Source organism: Advenella sp. FME57, assembly GCF_014897675.1.
In the GTDB taxonomy this organism is placed as follows: Bacteria; Pseudomonadota; Gammaproteobacteria; order Burkholderiales; family Burkholderiaceae_B; genus Advenella.
Genome location: NZ_JABUXU010000005.1, coordinates 238,791 through 258,326 on the forward strand (window position 1 = coordinate 238,791; position 19,536 = coordinate 258,326).

18 protein-coding genes are annotated in these 19,536 nt (G+C 58.9%); 10 read left to right on the plus strand and 8 right to left on the minus strand.

Annotated elements, in window-relative coordinates:
• Nucleotides 1-39: 39 nt before the first annotated feature.
• The 6 genes from INT32_RS08275 to INT32_RS08300 all read left to right on the plus strand — a co-directional run bounded on the left by INT32_RS08275 (nt 40) and on the right by INT32_RS08300 (nt 6,726).
• Nucleotides 40-663, plus strand: a complete 624-nt coding sequence (locus INT32_RS08275; protein ID WP_193088251.1) for a flavin reductase family protein — start codon at nt 40-42, stop codon at nt 661-663.
• A gap of 48 nt (nt 664-711) precedes the next feature.
• Nucleotides 712-1,338 (plus strand): glutathione S-transferase family protein, encoded by a 627-nt coding sequence (locus INT32_RS08280; RefSeq protein WP_193088288.1) that lies wholly within the window; start codon nt 712-714, stop codon nt 1,336-1,338.
• A 61-nt stretch (nt 1,339-1,399) separates the two neighbouring features.
• Nucleotides 1,400-2,017, plus strand: a complete 618-nt coding sequence (locus INT32_RS08285; RefSeq protein ID WP_193088252.1) for a carboxymuconolactone decarboxylase family protein — start codon at nt 1,400-1,402, stop codon at nt 2,015-2,017.
• A complete protein-coding gene (locus tag INT32_RS08290; RefSeq protein ID WP_193088253.1) occupies nt 2,014-2,922 on the plus strand; it encodes an amidohydrolase family protein in 909 nt (302 codons plus the stop codon). Before INT32_RS08285 ends, INT32_RS08290 begins: the two co-directional genes overlap by 4 nt.
• Entirely contained in the window at nt 2,923-5,298 is a 2,376-nt protein-coding gene (locus tag INT32_RS08295) for an acyl-CoA dehydrogenase (RefSeq protein ID WP_193088254.1), read from the plus strand.
• Nucleotides 5,299-5,502: 204 nt separating this feature from the next.
• Complete coding sequence (locus INT32_RS08300; RefSeq protein WP_193088255.1) at nt 5,503-6,726, plus strand: CaiB/BaiF CoA-transferase family protein; 1,224 nt, start codon at nt 5,503-5,505, stop codon at nt 6,724-6,726.
• A gap of 410 nt (nt 6,727-7,136) precedes the next feature.
• On the opposite strand, the gene INT32_RS08305 is transcribed toward INT32_RS08300, so the two are convergent.
• Nucleotides 7,137-7,595, minus strand: coding sequence for a MaoC family dehydratase (locus INT32_RS08305; RefSeq protein ID WP_193088256.1), 459 nt, complete (start codon nt 7,593-7,595; stop codon nt 7,137-7,139).
• 167 nt (nt 7,596-7,762) lie between these two features.
• A complete protein-coding gene (locus INT32_RS08310; RefSeq protein ID WP_193088257.1) occupies nt 7,763-8,794 on the minus strand; it encodes a tripartite tricarboxylate transporter substrate binding protein in 1,032 nt (343 codons plus the stop codon).
• Nucleotides 8,795-9,088: 294 nt separating this feature from the next.
• On the opposite strand from INT32_RS08310, the gene INT32_RS08315 reads away from it, so the two are divergent.
• The 3 genes from INT32_RS08315 (at nt 9,089) to INT32_RS08325 (ending at nt 11,993) form a co-directional block, all read left to right on the plus strand.
• A complete protein-coding gene (locus tag INT32_RS08315; protein WP_193088258.1) occupies nt 9,089-10,318 on the plus strand; it encodes a CaiB/BaiF CoA-transferase family protein in 1,230 nt (409 codons plus the stop codon).
• Nucleotides 10,319-10,335: 17 nt separating this feature from the next.
• The gene (locus INT32_RS08320; protein ID WP_193088259.1) at nt 10,336-11,100 is read left to right on the plus strand and encodes an enoyl-CoA hydratase-related protein; all 765 of its coding nucleotides are present in this window, start codon (nt 10,336-10,338) and stop codon (nt 11,098-11,100) included.
• 137 nt (nt 11,101-11,237) lie between these two features.
• On the plus strand, nt 11,238-11,993 hold the full coding sequence (locus INT32_RS08325) for a GntR family transcriptional regulator (protein ID WP_193088260.1): 756 nt from the start codon (nt 11,238-11,240) through the stop codon (nt 11,991-11,993).
• A gap of 140 nt (nt 11,994-12,133) precedes the next feature.
• Here the strand turns inward: INT32_RS08325 and INT32_RS08330 are convergent, their stop codons facing one another.
• The gene (locus INT32_RS08330; RefSeq protein ID WP_193088261.1) at nt 12,134-12,763 is read right to left on the minus strand and encodes a LysE family translocator; all 630 of its coding nucleotides are present in this window, start codon (nt 12,761-12,763) and stop codon (nt 12,134-12,136) included.
• 66 nt (nt 12,764-12,829) lie between these two features.
• Here INT32_RS08330 and metC point away from each other — a divergent pair, with 66 nt between their 5' ends.
• Complete coding sequence (metC, locus tag INT32_RS08335) at nt 12,830-14,035, plus strand: cystathionine beta-lyase (RefSeq protein ID WP_193088262.1); 1,206 nt, start codon at nt 12,830-12,832, stop codon at nt 14,033-14,035.
• A gap of 179 nt (nt 14,036-14,214) precedes the next feature.
• Here metC and pdxK read toward each other — a convergent pair whose 3' ends face one another.
• From pdxK to argS, 5 genes are all read right to left on the minus strand, one after another.
• A complete protein-coding gene (gene pdxK / locus INT32_RS08340) occupies nt 14,215-15,114 on the minus strand; it encodes a pyridoxine/pyridoxal/pyridoxamine kinase (protein ID WP_193088263.1) in 900 nt (299 codons plus the stop codon).
• Complete coding sequence (locus INT32_RS08345; RefSeq protein ID WP_193088264.1) at nt 15,111-15,926, minus strand: YggS family pyridoxal phosphate-dependent enzyme; 816 nt, start codon at nt 15,924-15,926, stop codon at nt 15,111-15,113. The genes pdxK and INT32_RS08345 overlap by 4 nt, the downstream gene beginning before the upstream one ends.
• Nucleotides 15,927-16,255: 329 nt before the next feature.
• Nucleotides 16,256-16,891, minus strand: coding sequence for a thiol:disulfide interchange protein DsbA/DsbL (locus tag INT32_RS08350; RefSeq protein ID WP_193088265.1), 636 nt, complete (start codon nt 16,889-16,891; stop codon nt 16,256-16,258).
• Between the two features lie 120 nt (nt 16,892-17,011).
• Complete coding sequence (locus tag INT32_RS08355; protein ID WP_193088266.1) at nt 17,012-17,830, minus strand: SPOR domain-containing protein; 819 nt, start codon at nt 17,828-17,830, stop codon at nt 17,012-17,014.
• Between the two features lie 16 nt (nt 17,831-17,846).
• Nucleotides 17,847-19,529, minus strand: coding sequence for an arginine--tRNA ligase (gene argS / locus INT32_RS08360; protein WP_193088267.1), 1,683 nt, complete (start codon nt 19,527-19,529; stop codon nt 17,847-17,849).
• Nucleotides 19,530-19,536 lie beyond the last annotated feature (7 nt).

Consider the following 19,536-nt stretch of genomic DNA (forward strand, 5'->3'; position numbering starts at 1 on the left):
CGGGCAAAACCATGACTTTGGCACACACGGAGACAAATAATGTATTTCGATATGCAGGCACTGGAAGGAAAAAATACCTACAAACTGATGGGGAGCGTCGTGCTGCCGCGCCCCATCGCCTGGGTGGTCACCCAGGCTGAGGACGGCGCCTACAATGCTGCGCCGTTTTCTTTTTTTAACGTGCTGTCCGGTGATCCGCCTGTCGTGGCGCTTGGCATTGGTCATCATGGTGACGAAAAGAAAGACAGCCTGCGCAATATTGAACGCACTGGCGAGTTTGTTATCAATCTGGTGCCGGCCTCGCTGATGGACGCCATGAACATCACCGCCACCGAGTATCCCTTTCACATTGATGAGCTGCGGGAAGCTGGACTGGCTACGCTGCCTTCGGAAAAGATCAAGCCAGGCCGGATTGCCGGCAGCCCTGTGGCGCTGGAATGCCGGTTGTGGAAGGAAATTGATGTCGATAGCAAACGCATCATTTTGCTTGCCCGGGTCGAAGGCCTGCACGTGGATGATGCCGCCGTGATTGACGCAGACAAATGCTATATCGACGGCAATAAGCTGGACCTGGTCGGACGCATGCATGGCGCCGGCTGGTATTCGCATACCAGGGATGCCTTCCAGCTGGCCCGTATCCCCTATAAAAAAGCCGTGTCCTGACCAACCGCAGGACGCCTGAAAATTGCAACTTAACTATCAAGAGACATGATGAAACTGCATTGGTCACCCCGCTCGCCGTTCGTGCGCAAAGTAATGATCGTTCTTCACGAAACCGGCCAGGCTGACGCCGTTGAGCTGGTTCGCACGCCGGTTGCCATGGCCGAGCCGAATCTGACATTGCTTCCCGACAATCCGCTGATCAAGCTGCCCACGCTGGTGCTTGACGATGGTTATAGCCTGTTTGATTCGCGCGTCATTTGTGAGTATCTGGCCTGGCGTGCCGCTGAACGGGGCCTGGCGTTGTTTCCTGCAGACCCGCAACAGCGCGTGCGCGTGTTAAGGCAGCAGGCGCTGGGCGATGGCTTCATGGATGCCCTGCTGTTGTTTCGCCAGGAACGCAATAAGACCGAAGAAAAACAGACGCCTGCCTGGTTAAGCGCGTTTGCGCTTAAAACCGAAGCGACGCTTAATTTTCTGCAGGACAACGTGGACGATATTGAGCAAGGGCAGTTTGATATGGGGGCCATCACGATTGGCTGCGCGCTTTCCTATCTTGACTACCGGTTTGCCGATCTGAACTGGCGCCAGCGTGCGCCCGATCTGGCGCGCTGGCATGCCGACGTATTCGTGCGCCGCTCTTCCGTTGTCGCCACCGAACCGGCAGAAACTCCCTGACTGCCAGGGTGCCTGCCCTCTGTTTTCAAAAGATATCACTGCAACAACTCCAGGAACATTTATGAGTCGTATCCCTTTTCCCACTGTAGAGACCATGAACGAAGCCCAGCGTGCCGTCTATGACGACATCGTGAGCGGCCCGCGTGGCCGGCTGGTTGGACCATTGCGCGCCGTACTGCACAATCCTGAGCTGGCCCAGCGCTGGCAGAAGCTGGGCGAAATGCTGCGCTTTGGCACCAGCCTGCCGCCTCGACTGAACGAGTTGGCGATTCTGGTGACGGCGCGCCACTGGAATAGTCAGATCGAGTGGTATATCCACGAGCAGGCTGCGCTGTCCGCCGGCCTGCCGCAGGCAATTGCAGATGAAATCAAGCACTGCCAGGCGCCGGGTTTTACCGAGCAGCAGGATGCCGCTGTTTATGAGTTTGCGCGGCAGTTGTTGGCGCACGGCACCGTTGCGCCCGCTGTATATGAGCGCATCCGCGCCTGGTTCGATGTGACCGGCGTTGTCGAGCTGACCGCCGTGGTGGGCTATTACACCATGGTGTCCATGACCCTCAATGCCCACGAAATTCCGCTGCCCGATGGCGCGGCCAGCCCCCTGGTGCCAGCGCAGTGTGACGGCGTACAGGCCCTGAGTACGCTGGCGGCCATCTGCCTGGAGGATATTGCGGCGTGACCGAAAACTACATTCCCGATAGCGTGGAAATGCCGCGCATGCCAACGTCGCCCGCGGTGACGTTGTTCGACGACAGTTGTGATACTCATTGCCATGTCTTTGGCCCCTATGGCGATTTTCCCTTGCACTTGCGCTCTACCTACGCGCCGCCGGATGCGCCCGCAGCCCGTTATCTGAACATGCTCGATACCGTCGGCATGCAGCGTGGGGTGCTGGTGCAGCCAGCGCCTTACGGCACCGATGTATCGGCCATCATCGACGCTATCGCGCAACGGCCTGCGCAACTGCGTGGTATTGGCGTGGCCGCGCCGGGAACCGATGCCCAGCAGCTGCTTGCCTGGCGTGCTGCCGGCATTTGCGGTCTGCGCTTTATCGAAGCGCGCGATCCGCAAGGCAATCTGTTTCCGGGAAGCGTGGGGTTTGACAGTATCGAGGCGTTGGCGCCGGCCATGCGCGCTGCCGGTATGCATGTGCAAATGTGGGGCCCGTATGAGCGCTATGCGCCGTGGCTGGAGCGCGTGACAGATCTGGGCCTGCCTGTGGTCATTGACCATATGGCCAGTGTTGTGCTTTCCCAGGGTGTGCAGGACCCGCTGTTCCAACTGATCTGCCGGTTGCTGGGTGAGAACCGTTTGTGGATCAAGCTGTCGGTGTGTCGGGTATCGACCCAGGCACCGGACTACGCTGATGTGCGGCCGTTTCACGATGCGCTGCTTGCGGCCAATGTAAACCGTGTGCTGTGGGGATCAGATTGGCCGTACGTTCGAATGGGCGAGCGGGCTCCGGATGCGGGTCGGCTGATCGAGCTGGCCTGGGACTGGTTCGGCACCGACGCGACTCGCCAGCAGGTATGGGTGAACAACCCATCGAAACTGTATGAATTTGCTCAGGGAGCAGGAAAGTAAATGTCACTGGACAAGCAACAAATCGATGCCTTTGGCGACAGCGCCAGGGATTTTCTGTCACGCACCAATCACGCTGAGCGCATTCGCCAGCGTGTATTGCAGCCGCCTACCCTGGACCGTGCGTTCTGGCAGCAAATGGCTGAAGCGGGCTGGCTGGCCGTGCTGGTTCCCGAGGAGCAGGGCGGGTTGGGTCTGGGTCTGGGTGAAATGAACGCCATTGCCCAGGAACTGGGTGCCGCGTTGCCGGCAGAACCACTGCTCGCTGTGGCCGTGCAAACCGTGACGCTGCTGTGTTCACTTGCGCCAAGCCCGCTGCGAGATCGCCTGCTTGCAGCGATTGCGGATGGGTCCCTGGTTGCCGGCACTGCCTGGCAACAGTTCCCGGGACAGGTCCAGGCATGCCCGGGCCCGGTCGTGTCAGGGGATGGCGCAGCGCGCGCTGTTTCGGGACGCTTTGTAGGCGTGTCGCCCGGCACGGGCGCCAGCGGTTGGCTTATTCTGGCGCGCGAGCAGAACGACGATGTTCTGTTGTGGATTCAAGCGGGCACAGAAGGCATGCAACTGACCGACTTGCGGCGGGTGGATGCGGGTAGCATGGGGTCACTGCAATTGCAGGCATGTCCCGTTGATGAGGCACAGGTGCTTGCGCGCGGCTCACAAGTGCTGGCTGCAGTGGATAAAGCCAATGATTACGCCCGGATTGCGCTGTCGGCGCAATTGCTCGGCTGCGCCCGGCGCGCCTTTGATACCACCCTCGAATACATGAAGGTGCGGGTGCAGTTTGGCAAACCGATAGGTTCATTCCAAAGTCTGCAGCATCGCATGGTAGACAGTTATATCCAATTGCAGATGCTCGAATTTGCCCTGTGGGAAATCACTGCGGCGCCAGGGCAGACGCCCGCTGTGCTGGCCATGCAGGCCAGCCGACTGAAGGCTCGCGCCGAACAGGCCGCGGGTCACGTGACCCGTCTGGCAGTGCAAATGCATGGCGGCATGGGGTATTCGGACGAATCCGATGTCGGCCTGATGCTCAAAAAAGCCATTGCGCTGTCCAGCGAGTTGGGCAACCGGCGCGCTCATGTGACGCGTTATTTGAAGGCGCTGCAACAGCAGCCAGCGGGGTCGGCCGACCCCGCTGGCAACGCGGAAGCACCAGAAAAAACCTGGACTTCGTTTCCCACCGAAGGCGATTGGGACGCGATGCCTGAAACCGAGTTCCGGCAAATGTTGCGTGCTTTTTATCGGGGGCACTATCCGGAGCACTTGCGCCATCGCACCCGCCGCCTGCACTGGCACGAGATCGGCGACTGGTATCGCACGCTGGCGCGTCAGAAATGGATAGCGCCTTCATGGCCCAGGCAATACGGCGGCATGGCATTGTCTGCGGAAAAAATGATTGCCTATATCGAAGAGCAGGAACGCTACGGCGTAGGCCGCCCGCCCGATCAGGGTCTGGTCATGCTGGGGCCGATTTTGATTCGCTACGGCACGCCGGAGCAACAGCAAAAGTACCTGCCGGCCATCCTGTCGGGTGAGCATGTCTGGGCGCAGGGCTATTCGGAACCCAACGCCGGGTCCGATCTGGCATCCCTGCGCTGCGAGGCTGTGGCGCAGGATGAGTATTTCGTTGTCAATGGCCAGAAAACCTGGTCCACGCTGGCCCAGGATGCGAGCCATATGTTTATGCTGGTGCGCACCGACAAGGAGGTGAAGAAGCAGGCAGGCATCAGCTTTCTGATGGTGGATCTGCGCACGCCCGGCATCACGGTCAGGCCGATCCGCACCATTGCCGGAGACGAGGAATATTGCGAGATCTTCTTCGATGATGTGAAAGTGCCCAAAGAGAACCTGGTGGGACAATTGAACCAGGGGTGGACCATTTCCAAGGCGCTGCTCGGCTTCGAACGCCTGTTTAGCGGCAACCCCAAACATGCACAGAACACGCTGGCCATGATTGACAAGGTTATCGGCGCGACCGGGCTGAACGAAGATCCGGCCTTCATGGCCGAGTATGCCCAGTTGCATATGGATATTGTCGATCTGTCTTCTGCCTATGCGGCGTTTTCCGATATTGTCCGGCGCAATGAGCCGTTGCCGGCCAATGTGTCGCTGCTGAAAATATGGGCGACGGAAACGCACGAGAAGGCATCGCTTCTGCTGCTGGATGCGGCAGGAGAACAGGCAGGCACGGCAGGCGCCGCCGCATTTTTGGCCACCGGCCAGGGGCAGGTTGATGAGACCGGTGAGCAGGTCGTGACCGTGGATGATTTGCAGATGCCCCTTTACAACGCCGCAGCAGCCAAGATATTCAGCGGAACCAACGAGATCCAGCGCAATATCCTGGCCAAGGTGGTGCTGGCGCTGCCAGTGTCATGACCAGGAGCCTTGCCGGCAGCGCGCGGGTCAAGCCGTTGACATGCGCCATTGCTTCCATCCGGAAAAACAGGTTTTCCGTCCGGAACATTGTGGCGCATAACGTCGCGGCGCCGGACATGGCGAGAACACAACTGAAAATCGCCATTGAATAGCGCGTTCAATGGCGCATCTGACTATAGCAACTGAAATGAAATTGGAGTAGACATGGCACAAACGCTTTCGCATATCCGGGTCCTGGACCTGGGACGGGTATTTTCCGGGCCGTGGACCGGTCAGATGCTGGCCGATCTGGGTGCAGACGTAATCAAAGTGGAGCGCCCCGGTCGCGGCGATGATGTCCGGCAGCAGGGCTACCGGGCCAGGGATGAAGCCGGCAACGACACAGCCGAGACCTCGTCGTTTCTGGCGATGAATCGTGGCAAACGCTCGGTCACGATCAATATCTCCAGCCCGGAAGGCCAGGAGATGATTCGCCAGTTGGTCAAGCAGTGCGATGTGCTGATCGAGAACTTCAAGGCCGGCGATCTGGCCCGTTATGGTCTGGATTATGCGTCGCTCAAAGCCGTCAATCCGCGTCTGGTGTATTGTTCCATTACCGGCTTCGGCCAATCCGGGCCCTACAGCCATCGGCCCGGGTACGATCCGATATTCCAGTCCATGAGCGGTCTGATGAGCCTGACTGGCAACCCTGCAGAAGAGCCAGGGGGCGGGCCACAAAAAGTCGGCTACGCGGTGTCGGACCTGACGGCAGGCTTTTACGCCATTATCGGTATCCTGGCAGCGCTGAATCATCGCGATGCGGTTTCGGGCGAGGGTCAGCATATCGACATCGCCCTGTTCGACGCGCAGGTGGCATCCATCGGGCATGTCGCCATGAATTATCTGGTGTCGGGCATTGTCCCAAAGCGCATGGGGACGGCATCGCCCATTACCTGCCCGTACCAGGCCTTTGAATGCAGCGATGGCTATCTCATGATCGCAGTTGGCAACGACTCGCAGTTTCGCCAGTTTGTACAACTGCTGGGGTTGCCGCAGCTGGCAGACGATCCCCGTTTTGTGCTGAACCGCCTGCGCGCGCAAAACCAGAAGGAGCTCATTCCGCTATTGCAGGCCGAGATGGCCAAGCATCCGATCCGGCATTGGCAGGATCAACTGGACGCCATGAACGTGCCCTGCGGGCCGATCAACGATCTGAGCCAGGTGTTCGAGGATCCGCAACTGCAGCACCGCGATATGCTGATGCATATGCAGCATACGACCGCGGGCCGTATCCCGCAAATTGCCAACCCGTTGAAACTGTCGGCAACCCCGGTCAGCTATCGACGTCCGCCTCCGACTCTGAGCGAACATACCGACGAGGTGCTCAATGAGTTACTGGGGTTGGACCCGGCGGCCATTGCCCAGTTGCGCGAGAAAAAAATTATCTGAAATTGAACCGCAGCACATGCCGCGCACGCAGGCTTGGCTATCGCGCCAGGCGACACGCTGGCGTTGGCATGCCGGCAAGCATAGGGTTGCAAATTCTTTTAATATTGAATGAAGCAGGGTGCGTATTCCGATTTTTTTCGAGGGAGGCTGCCTTGCTTGTGCCGGCTGGCGTTATCGCTGGTGTTGGCAAACGGGGCGAGCGTTGTCCAGATTAATGACGGCTGCCCGTGTCAGGTGCGAGGGGGCGTGGTTTGGTCTGAATTTGCCTTGGTCCGAATAATACTCTGTGGGCATTGAGCGCGTTACTGTAGATGTGCATTGATGCGAATGCCGGCGGCAGGCAGGGCTGCGTATCTGGCACGCTTCGGCTTCGATAGAGGCATCTGCTGCCGGGTATGACCCGCCGTATTTTAGTTGTCATAAATAAGCAGCAGCATGGTGGCGACCAGTGCGGGTCGCGTTTCCCCTTTTATTTCAAATGTATTGGAAAACGTAAAGAGCGTACCACCGTTTTTCGGTTGCGCATCTTCCAGTGTCTGCTGCAGCCGTACCTGCGAGCCTACCGGCACCGGGCTGACAAAGCGCAAGTGATTCAGGCCATAGTTCAAACCCTTGCCGCGCCGGCTGATTTTGAAAATATCCCTGGCCATCACCGGAATCAACGAGAGAATAAAAAAGCCGTGCGCAATGGTCTTGCCTTCGGGCATCTCTCGCTGCGCACGGTCAACATCAACATGTACCCAGTGATCATCACCGGTAAGACGCGCATAGTGGTCGATCTGATCCTGCGTGACGGTAAACCACTGACTGGTGCCCAGAGATTGTCCGCAATGGGTTGCCAGTTCGGCAGGGGTATCTACAAGCAGCATTCACATTCCTTTCATCAGATGCGCCCGCCTTGCAACAGGCGGGCGACAGAAAAAATCAGATCGCCGAAAAAATCAGGTTATCGACCGACGCTGCCCGTGCGTCACGCGCCGGCCGGCTATTGTCGCAAGCTTCCGTGGCCGGCCGGCTTACTGTCCATTACTGCCCTTTATTGCCCGATTGTCACGCCGGTCGTCTTGACAATGGTTTCCCATTTCTTGCGATCGGTTTCAACAAACGCTTTGGCCTGTTCCAGCGACATGGGCACCGGGGGCAGATAGCCCTGGGCATCCAGGCGAGACACCGTGTCTTGTTCTTTCAGAACCTGGTTCATGGAAGTGTTCAGGCGCGCCAGGATGGCCGGATCGGTTTTTGCAGGCGCAATCAGCAAGTTCCAGATCTCGATGTTCAGGTCTGGATAGCCGCTTTCGACCAGCGTCGGAATCTTGTCCATTTGCGGATAGCGCTGCGCACTGCTGACGGCCAGAAACTTGAGCTTGGGATTGCTCAATTGCGCTTTTGCGGCCGGCCCGGTCAGAATGCCGATAGGAACCTGGCCGCCGATCAAATCGCTGGTCAGCGGCGAGTCGCCTTTGTACGGGATATGCACGATGTCAAGGTTGGCGATTTTTTTGAAGTACTCGAATACCAGATGGCCGGGCGTGCCTGCGCCGGAAGTGCCGTAAGACAGACTACCCGGCTTGGATTTAGCCAGCGCCACCAGTTCCTTGATATTGCTGACCGGCAGGTCCTTATTGACGGCAACCACAAGTGGGAGCGAGCCGATGTTGGCAATGGGGACCACGTCTTGCGGCTGATAAGGCACTTTCATGCCGATCAGGCGGCCAATGATCGTGCCGCCTACCGGACCTACACCCAGATTATAGCCATCGGGCTGGGCACGGACCACCGAAGCGATGCCAATCGTGCCGGCGGCACCGGCGCGGTTTTCCACCACCAGGGTTTGTTTCAACTGCTTGGACATGCCGTCGGCCAGAATGCGCGCGGCAGTATCGCTGGAGCCACCCGGTGGAAACGGTACGGTCACCTTGATCGGCTTGGACGGATAGGCGTCGTCGGCAGCCAGCGCCGGCATGGGTGCCAGCAGCGTGGCGCAGAACGTCAGCGCAACTGCCAGGACACCCTGGATGCGCAAACCGGCGCCAGGGGCAAGGGACGAAATAGGGGAAGACTGTCTCATTGAGTTCCTCATTAATAATGTGTTGTGCCCGTTTGTTTTTCTATCTAAGGCTGTGGCGGGTATCGCAGCACTGGACACCGAACATGCTAGGGTATTCTGTATGTAATGTCAATAGGTCGTATTATTGAACTATATAGGCTATAATTATGTCCTATTGGTGCAGCGCGATATCGTGTTCGGATGTTGGTATACCGGCACATGCGGCGCAGACGATGCGCCAGGATAAATCGTCATGGTTTGTTGACGGTGCGCATGACCACCGAAGCGGTCATGCCAGTTTAAGGAGAGGGAAGGATGAGTCAGAAAAGCGGGCCACTGTCGCACGTACGGGTGCTGGATCTGAGTCGCATCATGGCTGCGCCATGGGCGAGCCAGTTGCTGGCAGACATGGGAGCGACGGTCATCAAGGTAGAACGGCCCGGGCAGGGGGACGATACACGGGCATGGGGTCCTCCGTTTTTACAGGACGGTGCGGGCAACAACACGGCCGAGGCCGGCTACTATCTGTCGGTCAATCGTGGCAAGGAATCCATCACCGTGGCCCTGGATACCCCTGAAGGACAGCAGATTGTGCGCGATCTGGCTAAAGACTGCGATATCGTGCTTGAAAATTTCAAAACGGGCGCGCTGGCAAAATATGGTCTGGATTACGCCAGTCTGAAACAAGTGAATCCGCGTCTGATCTATTGCTCGGTGACCGGTTTCGGCCAGGACGGTCCTCGTAAAAACGAAGCTGCCTACGACTTTCTGATTCAGGCCATGGGCGGCTTGATGAGCGTGACCGGCGAGCGGGACGACAAGCCCGGCGGCGGGCCGCAGAAAGTGGGCATCCCCATCGTCGACCTGATGACAGGCATGTATACGGCGGTGGCTGTGCTGGCAGCACTGGCCAATCGCGAGCAGACAGGCGAAGGCGAGTATATTGATCTGGCCATGCTGGACGTCCAGACTGCTGTGCTGTCGAACCAGGCCATGAATCATCTGCTGTCCGGCAACACACCCAGGCGCGGCGGCAATGCGCACCCGAATATTCAGCCGCAGGATGTCTATTGCTGCCAGGATGGGGATGTCATTCTGGCTGTCGGCAACGACAGGCAATTCGTCAAGTTATGCGATGCACTGCAGCGGCCCGAGTTGGCCAGCGATGCGCGATTCAGTGTCAATGCCCAGCGAGCGCGCAACGTTGCCGAACTGACGGCGCTGTTGCAGGAAGAGTTTGCCCGCTGGCCGCGTGCCAAACTGGTTGCGGCCCTGAGCGCAGCCGGCGTGCCTTGCGGCCCGATCAATAGTATTCCCGAGGTGTTTCAGGAGCCGCAAGTTCAGCATCGTCGCATGCTGCGTAGCGTGCCGCATCCTGCCGGCGTTGCAGTGCCACAGGTCGTCTGCCCGATCAATTTCACCAACCAGCCGCTGCAGTTTGAGTCGCCACCGCCGCTGCTGGGACAGCATACAGAAAAAATTCTGACTGATCTTGGTTATGACGCAGCGAAGGTTCGCCAGCTACGCGAATCTGGCATTGTTTGAAGCAAAGGAAAATCAATATGAATGAAATCCAATTGGAAAAGCAGGGAAACATCGCCATCGTCACACTAGACTCGCCACCGGTCAATGCCCTGACCCTGGCGCGCTATGAGGCCATCACCCGGACGTTTGAATCGATCAATGCCATGGACGATATCAATGTCGTCGTATTGACCGCCAAGGGCACCAAAGCCTTTTGCGCCGGACTCGAACTCAAGGAGTTTCTGGCCGCAACACCGCAGGAAGATCCCGCAAGGGCCAAAGTGGTGCGCGCCACATTCCATGCTATTCGCCATTGTGTTGTTCCGGTCATTGCGGCGGTCAATGGGCCGGCGCTGGGCGCTGGCAGTGTGCTGGCCAGCAGCAGCGATATTCGCGTCGCTTCGGAAAAGGCCACTTTTTCCATGCCGGAAATTAATGTCGGGCGTTGTGGTGGCGGTGCGCATACCGGTCGCCTGGTGCCGCAAGGCAGCTTGCGCTATATGGCGTTTACGGGCGAACAGATTAGTGCCTGGGAAGCGCATCGCGTAGGCTTTGTGGAGCGGGTGGTTGCGCCAAGATTGCTGATGCCGACTGCGATGGATATGGCGCAGGTCATTGCGTCCAAAAGCCGGATCGGCCTGGTGACCATGAAAGAGGCTTTGAACCGGATCGAAGCCATGCCGGTGGACGAAGGCTATGAACTTGAACAGCAGTACAGCACCAAACTGATGAATTCGGAAGATGCGCGCGAGGCTGTGCGAGCCGTGGTTGAAAAGCGGACGCCGGTGTTCAAGGGACGATAGTCTGATTGATATGCCTTTGGTTACATGGCCGGCTGCATGACTCGGTATAATGCACTAGTTAATGGCGGTGTCGCAGGTGGAAATGTGCTTATGCATTTTGTTTTCCGGCCGGCCGCGCCAACACAATGGACAGGAAGATGACGCAAGCGCAGACCAGAAACAGCACCGCACCAATTGATTTCAGCCGCAGCGCTGCCGCCCGCTATGTACAACTGGCCAGCCTGTTTCGGCGGCGGGTCGAATCGGGTCAGTGGCCTGTCGGCTCGCAAATTCCGACCGTTGATGAATTGGCCGAGGAATGTCAGGTCGCCCGCGCAACGGTACGCCAGGCCCTGGACTTGCTGCAAGCGGAAAAGTTGATTGAGCGGTATCGCGCAAAAGGCACCTTTGTTATCGGCAAGCCGCAAGAACAGTTCTGGTGCGAAGTGGCATCCAACTGGGACGGTCAGCTTATCGCTCCCGAGGGGGTGAGTATTGAAATTCTGTCAGCCAGGGACCGGCGCATGCCGTCCTCGGCCGACCTGTCGTTGGGCAAGCTGGCGCAAAGTTACCAGTACTGGCACCGCCGTCACTGGCGCAACGGGCGTCCCTATTACCTGGGCGAAGTCTTCATCGACGAGAAGGTGTGTCGGCGTATTCCGGCCAAGGCTTTCGAAACCAAAACGTCCATGCGCATTTTGCGTGACTTGCCCGGGCTGGACATTGTCGAAGCCCACCAGACATTGACGCTGGGTTCGGCTGACCCTGAACTGGCCGACCTGCTGCAACTGCCCCTGAACGCACCGGTTGCCCATGTACACCGCAGCGCTGTTGACCAGAATGGCACCATTGTCTTTATTGGCGACGGTATTTATCGGGGCGACGTGGTCCGGCTGGATATTCGCCTGAAGTAGGCGCTGGCCATGGCAGGCGGCGGTTGCGGCAACAGGGCCATACGGCAGCGCTGCGGTACGGCATTACGGTACCAGGACGAACTGGCTGCACAGGCTATCAAGCAGAACAGGCAGATGTGCACCCGACAGGCCCGGCGTTTTTATTTGCTGCTCGTGGCCAGTTTGACCGCCAGGCCGACAAATATCACGGCGGCCAGTTTGTTGAGCACGTGCTGGGCCAGTGCCGATTGCTTCAGATAACGTCCCACAAAACTGGAAAAGGCTGCCACCAGGTTGAAGACCAGGAGCGCGCACACAATGAATATGGCGCTGAGCATCAGCAATTGCAGTGTGACTGAGCCCGCCTCGGGGCGGGCAAATTGCGGCAGAAAGGCCAGGAAAAAAATACTGAGTTTGGGATTGGTGGCGCTCATCAGAATGCCGCGTCGGTAAAACTGCAGGTCACTGCGGCGCGAGGGGGCGGTCTCGCCCGAGGCAAAGACCGGCGGCGCGTGCCATGCCTGCCAGGCCATGTAGAGCAGATAGGCGGCGCCAACCAGCTTGAGCACCAGAAACGCAGTCTGCGATGCGGCGATCAGGGCGGCGACGCCGATCGTCACGATGAAGGTATGCCAGAGCAAGCCGGTGCACAGCCCCAGCGTTATCATGAATCCGGCACGCCAGCCCCAGAACATGGATTGAAACAGCACAAACAGATTATCGGGCCCTGGCGAGAGCGCCAGCAGGCAGGCAATACCCGCGAAAACGAATGCGGTGTCGACGCTGATCATGATGTCTCCGGATCGGACGTGGCTATAATGGTTGACTGTTTGAATCATAAACCACAGGGTCGCACCATGTCTTCTGAATCTTCCATTCATACCCGTTTACAGCATCTGGGCACTGCGCCGTGTGACGCGCAGCATCCGGTTGCGCCAGTGGGTCTGCCGGCTATCCGTACCAGTACAGTCAGATTCAATACGGTCGAAGACCTGGAGGACACCTACAAACGCAAAAGCCGCGGCGAACGCCTGGTCACTTATGGTCGCATGGGCATGGAAACTCACGCCGCCCTGGAAGATATATTCTGCGCGCTCGAAGGCGGGCAACGCGCCTTTCTGGCCTCGTCGGGCCTGGGCGCCATCAGCATGGCGCTGCTCTCGCTGCTGAGCGCGGGCGATCACCTGCTGGCTGCCGATTGCGTATACGGGCCGGTTTATCACCTGAACAATACCGTGCTGCAGCGCATGGGGATTGATGCCACCTTTACGTCGGCCAAAGACCTGCACGCGCTGGAGCAGCACGTGAAGCCAAACACCAAAATACTGTATGTGGAAGCGCCTGGGTCTTTGCTCATGCAAATGCTGGATATGCCGGCGCTGGCTGAATTCGCCCGGCGGCACGGGCTGATCCTGGTTGCCGACAATACCTGGGGTTCCGGCTACGCCTACCAGCCCCTGGCATTGGGGGCCGATGTCAGTATCGTGGCCGGCACCAAATATGTGGCCGGGCACTCCGACCTGATGCTGGGCGCAGTCATTGCCAACGACCCCGAGCTTATCAAGACCATCGACACCAATCAGTATGCGATGGGTTTCTCCATCAGCGCAGATGATGCCTGGCTGGCCATCCGGGGGGTGCGTACGCTGCCGGTGCGCATGGAACAGCATGCGCGCAATGCGCTGGCAGTCTGCCAGTGGCTGGCGCAGCAGTCTGTGGTGCAACAGATTTTCCATCCGGCCTGGCCGCAAGATGCCGGTCATGATTTGTGGAAGCGCGATTGCACCGGTTCAAACGGCTTGTTGTCGGTTGCGCTGGCCCTGTCTGCCGAACAGATGCGCACCTTCGTCAATGCATTGACGCTGTTCGGTATTGGTTATTCCTGGGGCGGTTACGAAAGCCTGGTGCAGTGGGTCGATACCGGCGCGTTGCGTAACCATGCCTACTTTGGCGATCTTGCAAATGGTGATGCGCAGGTGGCGCGCCTGCATATTGGCCTGGAGTCTGTCGACGACCTGATTGCCGATCTGCAGCAGGCCTTGAGCAAAGCGGGCGTGGCCTGAGCAAGGACGGTCGCCCGTACTCGGTCGCCGATATCTGTGAAGTGTACGGGATCGGTGAGAAAGGCCAGGCGGCGGGTACGTGCTGAAGATGCGTTCGATAGATAAAGATGCGAGATGGCATGTGTCGCGTCGAGCGTCCTGATGGCCATGCCAGGCGCCTGCTGCGCAGCAGGCAAAGACTATTCGGCCCGGGCTGCCTGGCCTGGCATAAAACCGGTGGCAGGGGGAAGCAGCAGTTCGGCCGATTGCGCCTGGCGGGTAAGTGTCAATGCGCCAATCAGTTGATCACAGGCGTAACTGGCTGCGTCAAATAGCGATGCGCCGCTTAGCAACTGGCCTGTGAGGGTGGCGCTGAACAGATCACCCGTACCCTTGGGCGAGGCATCAATGCGGGCATGGCTCAGGATCTTATGCTCATGTCGCGTCACCACGGCCACCAGCATCTGGTTTTCGGGCCAGGCGGCAGGTGCCGCACTGGTGACCACAATCCATTGCGTGCGGCCGATCAGCAAACGACGCGCGGCAGTGACCACGCCATCAATATCCGATCCTACTACACCCGTGAGCTGTTGCAGCTCGAAGCCATTGGGAGTGAGTCCGTCGGCCAGCGGCAGCAGATGGCGCAGATAGGCGTCTGCCATATCCGGGCTGACATACTGCCCGGTGTCATGATCGCCCAGGACGGGGTCGATCACTACCTGCAGGGCGGGACGGGCCTTCAGGACACGCACAAGCCACTCAGCTAATAACCGGGCCTGCTGCGGGCCACCCATGTAGCCGGTCAGGACGGCCCGCAGCTGTCCCAGTGCATTGCGTGCGAACAGATCGCTCAGGTACCCGTTGAACCATTCGGTGGGAATAGCGCCGCCGTGAAACGTGGGATAGTGCGGAGTGTTGCTGAAGACCACGGTCGGGACCGTGGCGACGGTCAGGCCCTGTGCCTGGAGCGCGGGTACAGCCACGTTATTGCCCACCCGGCCATAGACGACCTGCGACTGGACCGAGACCACGTCAATCGGGAGCGGGCGCAGCGAAGATACCTGGTCGGTGTACGTTCCGGGTTCTACTGTATCGGTCAACGTGCTTCTCCTTGTTCTGCTGATGGCCAGTAATAGGCGTCAGGCGTGTCGCGTGCGCCGAAAATGGCCTGGCCGACGCGTACCACGGTCGCGCCTTCTTCAATGGCAATTTCGTAGTCGCCCGACATGCCCATGGATAGTTCATCAAGTGCGATGCTGGCAGGCGCGTCCTGGCGCAGTCGTTCGCGCAGTTCGCGCAGCAGGATGAAACAGTTGCGCACGCGCGAGGCTTCGGCCGACAGCAGCGCCAGCGTCATCAAGCCTCGCACACGCAAGGCCGAAAATGCCGGTAGTTGCTGCAAAAAGGCGGCGACCTCCTCTGGCGGCAGGCCATATTTGCTGGCTTCTCCCGAGGTGTTGACCTGCACGAATACATCGAGCCCGCGGCCCTCGGCCTGCAGGCGCCGCTCCAGGGCCTCGGCCACACGCAGGCTGTCCAGCGCCTGGAACTCAGTGGCAAAGCGCGCGACCAGCTTGGCCTTATTCGTCTGCAAATGGCCGATCACCGACCAGTGCAGATCGGTCAGGTCGGCCATCTGCTCCCACTTGCGGTAAGCTTCCTGCGGCTTGTTTTCGCCGAACTGGCGGCAGCCGGCCGCATAGGCCAGGCGCAGGCTTGCCTCGGGTTTGGTCTTGCTTACCGGCAGCAGACGCACGCTGGCCGGATCGCGTCCGACTCGCTGGCATGAGGCCTGGATGCGTGCCTGAACCGACGCAAGATTGCGGCGGAAGTCTTCGACAGATTCAGCCTGCGGCCAGCGGCCGTGCTGATCGTGCAGGGTAGGGGTGTCCAAAGGGGGGCGTGTGCTCATGTGTCATCTCGCTGCCGACAGGCCTGTTGCATTCAATGGTCGCGCAGGCGAGGCGGCCATTGGCGTTCACACCGGGATGAACGTCCTTGAAAGCATTGCGTAGCCGCGACTGCGTTCTCTTGAACTGCAATAATGCGCAATTATCGCAAAATTGGAAAAGAGGATCGGATCAACGGTCAGTATAAACCCAAGCACCCGGTTTTCCCGTGGCGTGATCTGGCTGCGGGCACCTTGACATTGACAACCCGCAAGCGATCGGGCGGCGTCGGCACGCGTCGCACACCGTGCAGTATGCGAGGCGCGCAGATCCAGCACGCGTTTGCTGCCGTTTATTTTTTCTCGGCGAGAACCTGGTCAAGCAGTTTCTGCGCTTGCGTGATGCTGGACGCATAGTCGCCCGTCATGCCAGGAGATGTCACGTACTTTCCGCCGATGGCAAACGAAGGCGTGCCTTCAATGGCGTAGGTGTCGGTCATTTCTGCGGCACGTTTGACCTTAGCCGTCACGCCGAAAGAATCGAATGCAGCGGTAAAGGCCGCCTTGTCGATGCCCTGGCTGGCAGCCCAGTCGATAATGGCAGCCTTGGTAAACAGTTTTTTGCCTTCCTGGTGAATGGCATTGAATACTTTCGGATGCAGATCAAGCTTATCCAACGCTTCCAGCGAATAATACAGTTGCTGCATGGGTTGCATGGCGGCATTGAAAGCGACTGGAACTCGTACGAACGCGACGTTGGCAGGCAAGGTTTTTGCCCATTTTTCCACCATCGGTTCCATTTCTGCACAATGAGGGCAGCTATAGGCGAAAAATTCCATCACTTCAACTTTGTCTGCTGACCCTGACGGCTGGGCGGTATTCAACGTTTTGAATGCCGGTCCGGACTGGGCCATGACGGGAACAAAGGCTGCAGCACCGGTAAGCAGGGCGGCAGATACGAAACGGAGCACAATGGAGGATGATTTCATAGTCTGTTTGTAAAATGGTTAATATTCGGGCACTCATGCCCGCGAGCCGCCACTGGATCCGGCGGTACTGCATTAGGACCTGCTGCGCCCCGTAAAGTTCCCCGCCTGGCGTGCCCTGGCCTAGCGCACAATGGTGGAGTTTATCTTGGCCCCGGAGAGCTGGGCACGGGATTCACTCAGTTCCTTATCGCTATCGAAGGGGCCGATACGGACGCGATTGACGTCCATATTGTTCACTCTGGCTTTCTGGATCTGCACGTTGAAGCCCATCATGATCATGCGGGCGCGAAAGGCATCGGCCTCTTTCTCATCGCGATAGGACCCCACTTGCAGGTAACGCGGTGCGCTGCTGCGCGTCTGCGCTGTGGGCGGCGTATTTGCTGCGGTGGCCTTGGGCGCGGTGCCCGGGCCTGCGGCTGTCTGTCCGTTTTTGGAAGGGGTCGCTGCTGGGGCCGGCGCCTTGGTGGCAGTCGCTTGTTCTCCAGGCAGCGTATTAATCAGTGACGCAATCTGGTCGTCATCTGTTTTGGGCGCCGCTTTTGTAGGTGGTGTTGCGGGCGTCGGGGTGCCGCCAGCCGTAAACGGCATATCGTCGGCGTTTTCCGGGATGCCCAGTAGTGGGGGTAGTGGTTCAATTTTCGGGCGGGACGGCGGCTGTTGAGCAGAATTGATGCTGCCGTCGCTGTTCATCCACGCGTTTGGATCGATCAGTGTGGCGCCCGGGCTGGTTGGGGCCTGGCCGGTGAGGGCGCCAGGCTGGCCGGTTGTCGGTTGCCGGCGGTCCTGAATGGGAGAGGGCGAACGCATGATCATGAATGCGGCCACGGCAGCCACAGACAGACCGATGATCAGGCCCAGCAGGATAGACGAAAATGTCATGCCTTTGCCGGAAGAAGACCGGGAACTGCGGGCGGCGGGGCGTTTCTTGCGTGTTGCCATAGTGGAGCTGTCTCGCTTACATTTGCTGGGGTGCGGACACACCCAGTAGGCCAAGGCCATTGGCAATGACCTGACGGGTGGCATCGGCCAGACGCAGCCGCGCACGTTTCAATTCGATATCGTCAAGCATGATGCGTTCGGCGTTGTACCACGAATGGAAATCGGCTGCGCATTCCTGAAGCCAGAATGCGACCTGATGCGGCGACAGTTCCTGGCCTGCCGTTTGAATCAGGCCAGGCAGCTCTGCCAGGCGCTTCAGTAGCGTGATTTCCGTAGGGGCCACCAGCCTGCTGCTGTCGGCGCTGGCCAGACTGTCTGTCAGGTCGGCCGAGTCACGCAGCAGCTTGCAGATACGCGCATGTGCATACTGAACATAATATACCGGATTCTCTTCGCCCTTTGCCAGCGCCAGATCAATATCAAATACAAATTCGGTATCTGCCTTGCGCTGAATCAGGAAGTAGCGAACGGCATCCTGCCCGACCCAGTCGATCAGATCGCGCATGGTGACATAGCTGCCGGCGCGCTTGGAGATTTTGACCTCCTGCCCGTTGCGCATAACCTTGACCATCTTGTGCAGGATATAGGACGGATAGGTTTTGGGAATGCCCAGATTGAGGGCCTGCAGGCCAGCGCGCACGCGGGCAATGGTGCCGTGATGGTCTGTGCCTTGGATGTTGATGGCGTGGGTATAGCCGCGATTCCATTTGCCCACGTGATAGGCCACGTCGGGTACGAAATAGGTGTAGCCGCCATCGGATTTGCGCATCACCCGGTCTTTATCGTCGCCGGTGCCCAGTTCCGTCGTTTTCAGCCACAAGGCGTTTTCATGTTCGTATGTGTAGCCGCTGGCGATCAGCTTGTTGACGGTATCTTCCACCTTACCGTCGCTGTAGAGCGAGCTTTCAAGATAGTAATTGTCGAATTTCAGCCCGAACGCCAGCAGATCCAGGTCCTGCTCGCGACGCAGGCAGGCCACGGCAAACTGGCGGATGTCTTCCAGTGAATCGAGCTCGCCCGTGGCGGTGATGCTGCGGCCGTCAGCCACAACGGTTGCCTTGTTGACGTAATCGCGGGCGATATCGGCAATATACTCGCCACGGTAGCCATCGCTAGGGTAGGCCGCATCGTCGGGGCTGATGCCGCGGGCGCGGGCCTGCGTGCTCACCGCCAGGTTGTGAATCTGGTTGCCGGCATCGTTGTAATAAAATTCGCGCAGCACATCGTAACCGCCGGCATCAAGCAGCCGGCAGACGCAGTCGCCCAGGGCCGCCTGGCGGGCATGGCCGACATGCAGGGGGCCGGTGGGATTGGCAGAGACAAATTCCACAATGACTTTCTCGTTGCGCCTGGCGGCATTGCCATACTGGCTGCCCTGCTGTGCAATGGTCTGCAGGACCTGCTGGTGCGTTGCCTGCGTCAGTCGCAAGTTGATAAAGCCAGGACCGGCCACATCGGCCGATTCCACCACGCCGGCTGCGGCCGGGTTGGCCAGCACATGGGCGACAATCTCCTGGGCCAGTTCACGCGGATTCCGACGGGCAGGCTTGGCGATCTGCATGGCGACGTTGCTGGCAATATCGCCGTGATCGGCCTGCTTGGGGCGTTCCAGTTTGATAACCGGGCTGGCCTCGGGAAGGGTATGGTGAACGGCTGCCTGAAGCAGTGAAAGTAAGTGTTGTTGCAGCTCGGGGAGCATGGCGTCC

Coding starts and splice junctions, on each gene's coding strand:
- INT32_RS08295 (WP_193088254.1), top strand. CDS start 2,923: ATGTCACTGGACAAGCAACAAATCGATGCCTTTGGCGACAGCGCCAGG.
- INT32_RS08310 (WP_193088257.1), bottom strand. CDS start 8,794: ATGAGACAGTCTTCCCCTATTTCGTCCCTTGCCCCTGGCGCCGGTTTG.
- INT32_RS08345 (WP_193088264.1), bottom strand. CDS start 15,926: ATGAGCACACGCCCCCCTTTGGACACCCCTACCCTGCACGATCAGCAC.
- INT32_RS08285 (WP_193088252.1), top strand. CDS start 1,400: ATGAGTCGTATCCCTTTTCCCACTGTAGAGACCATGAACGAAGCCCAG.
- argS (WP_193088267.1), bottom strand. CDS start 19,529: ATGCTCCCCGAGCTGCAACAACACTTACTTTCACTGCTTCAGGCAGCC.
- INT32_RS08355 (WP_193088266.1), bottom strand. CDS start 17,830: ATGGCAACACGCAAGAAACGCCCCGCCGCCCGCAGTTCCCGGTCTTCT.
- metC (WP_193088262.1), top strand. CDS start 12,830: ATGTCTTCTGAATCTTCCATTCATACCCGTTTACAGCATCTGGGCACT.
- INT32_RS08325 (WP_193088260.1), top strand. CDS start 11,238: ATGACGCAAGCGCAGACCAGAAACAGCACCGCACCAATTGATTTCAGC.
- INT32_RS08300 (WP_193088255.1), top strand. CDS start 5,503: ATGGCACAAACGCTTTCGCATATCCGGGTCCTGGACCTGGGACGGGTA.
- INT32_RS08315 (WP_193088258.1), top strand. CDS start 9,089: ATGAGTCAGAAAAGCGGGCCACTGTCGCACGTACGGGTGCTGGATCTG.
- INT32_RS08275 (WP_193088251.1), top strand. CDS start 40: ATGTATTTCGATATGCAGGCACTGGAAGGAAAAAATACCTACAAACTG.
- INT32_RS08330 (WP_193088261.1), bottom strand. CDS start 12,763: ATGATCAGCGTCGACACCGCATTCGTTTTCGCGGGTATTGCCTGCCTG.
- INT32_RS08305 (WP_193088256.1), bottom strand. CDS start 7,595: ATGCTGCTTGTAGATACCCCTGCCGAACTGGCAACCCATTGCGGACAA.
- INT32_RS08320 (WP_193088259.1), top strand. CDS start 10,336: ATGAATGAAATCCAATTGGAAAAGCAGGGAAACATCGCCATCGTCACA.
- INT32_RS08350 (WP_193088265.1), bottom strand. CDS start 16,891: ATGAAATCATCCTCCATTGTGCTCCGTTTCGTATCTGCCGCCCTGCTT.
- INT32_RS08280 (WP_193088288.1), top strand. CDS start 712: ATGAAACTGCATTGGTCACCCCGCTCGCCGTTCGTGCGCAAAGTAATG.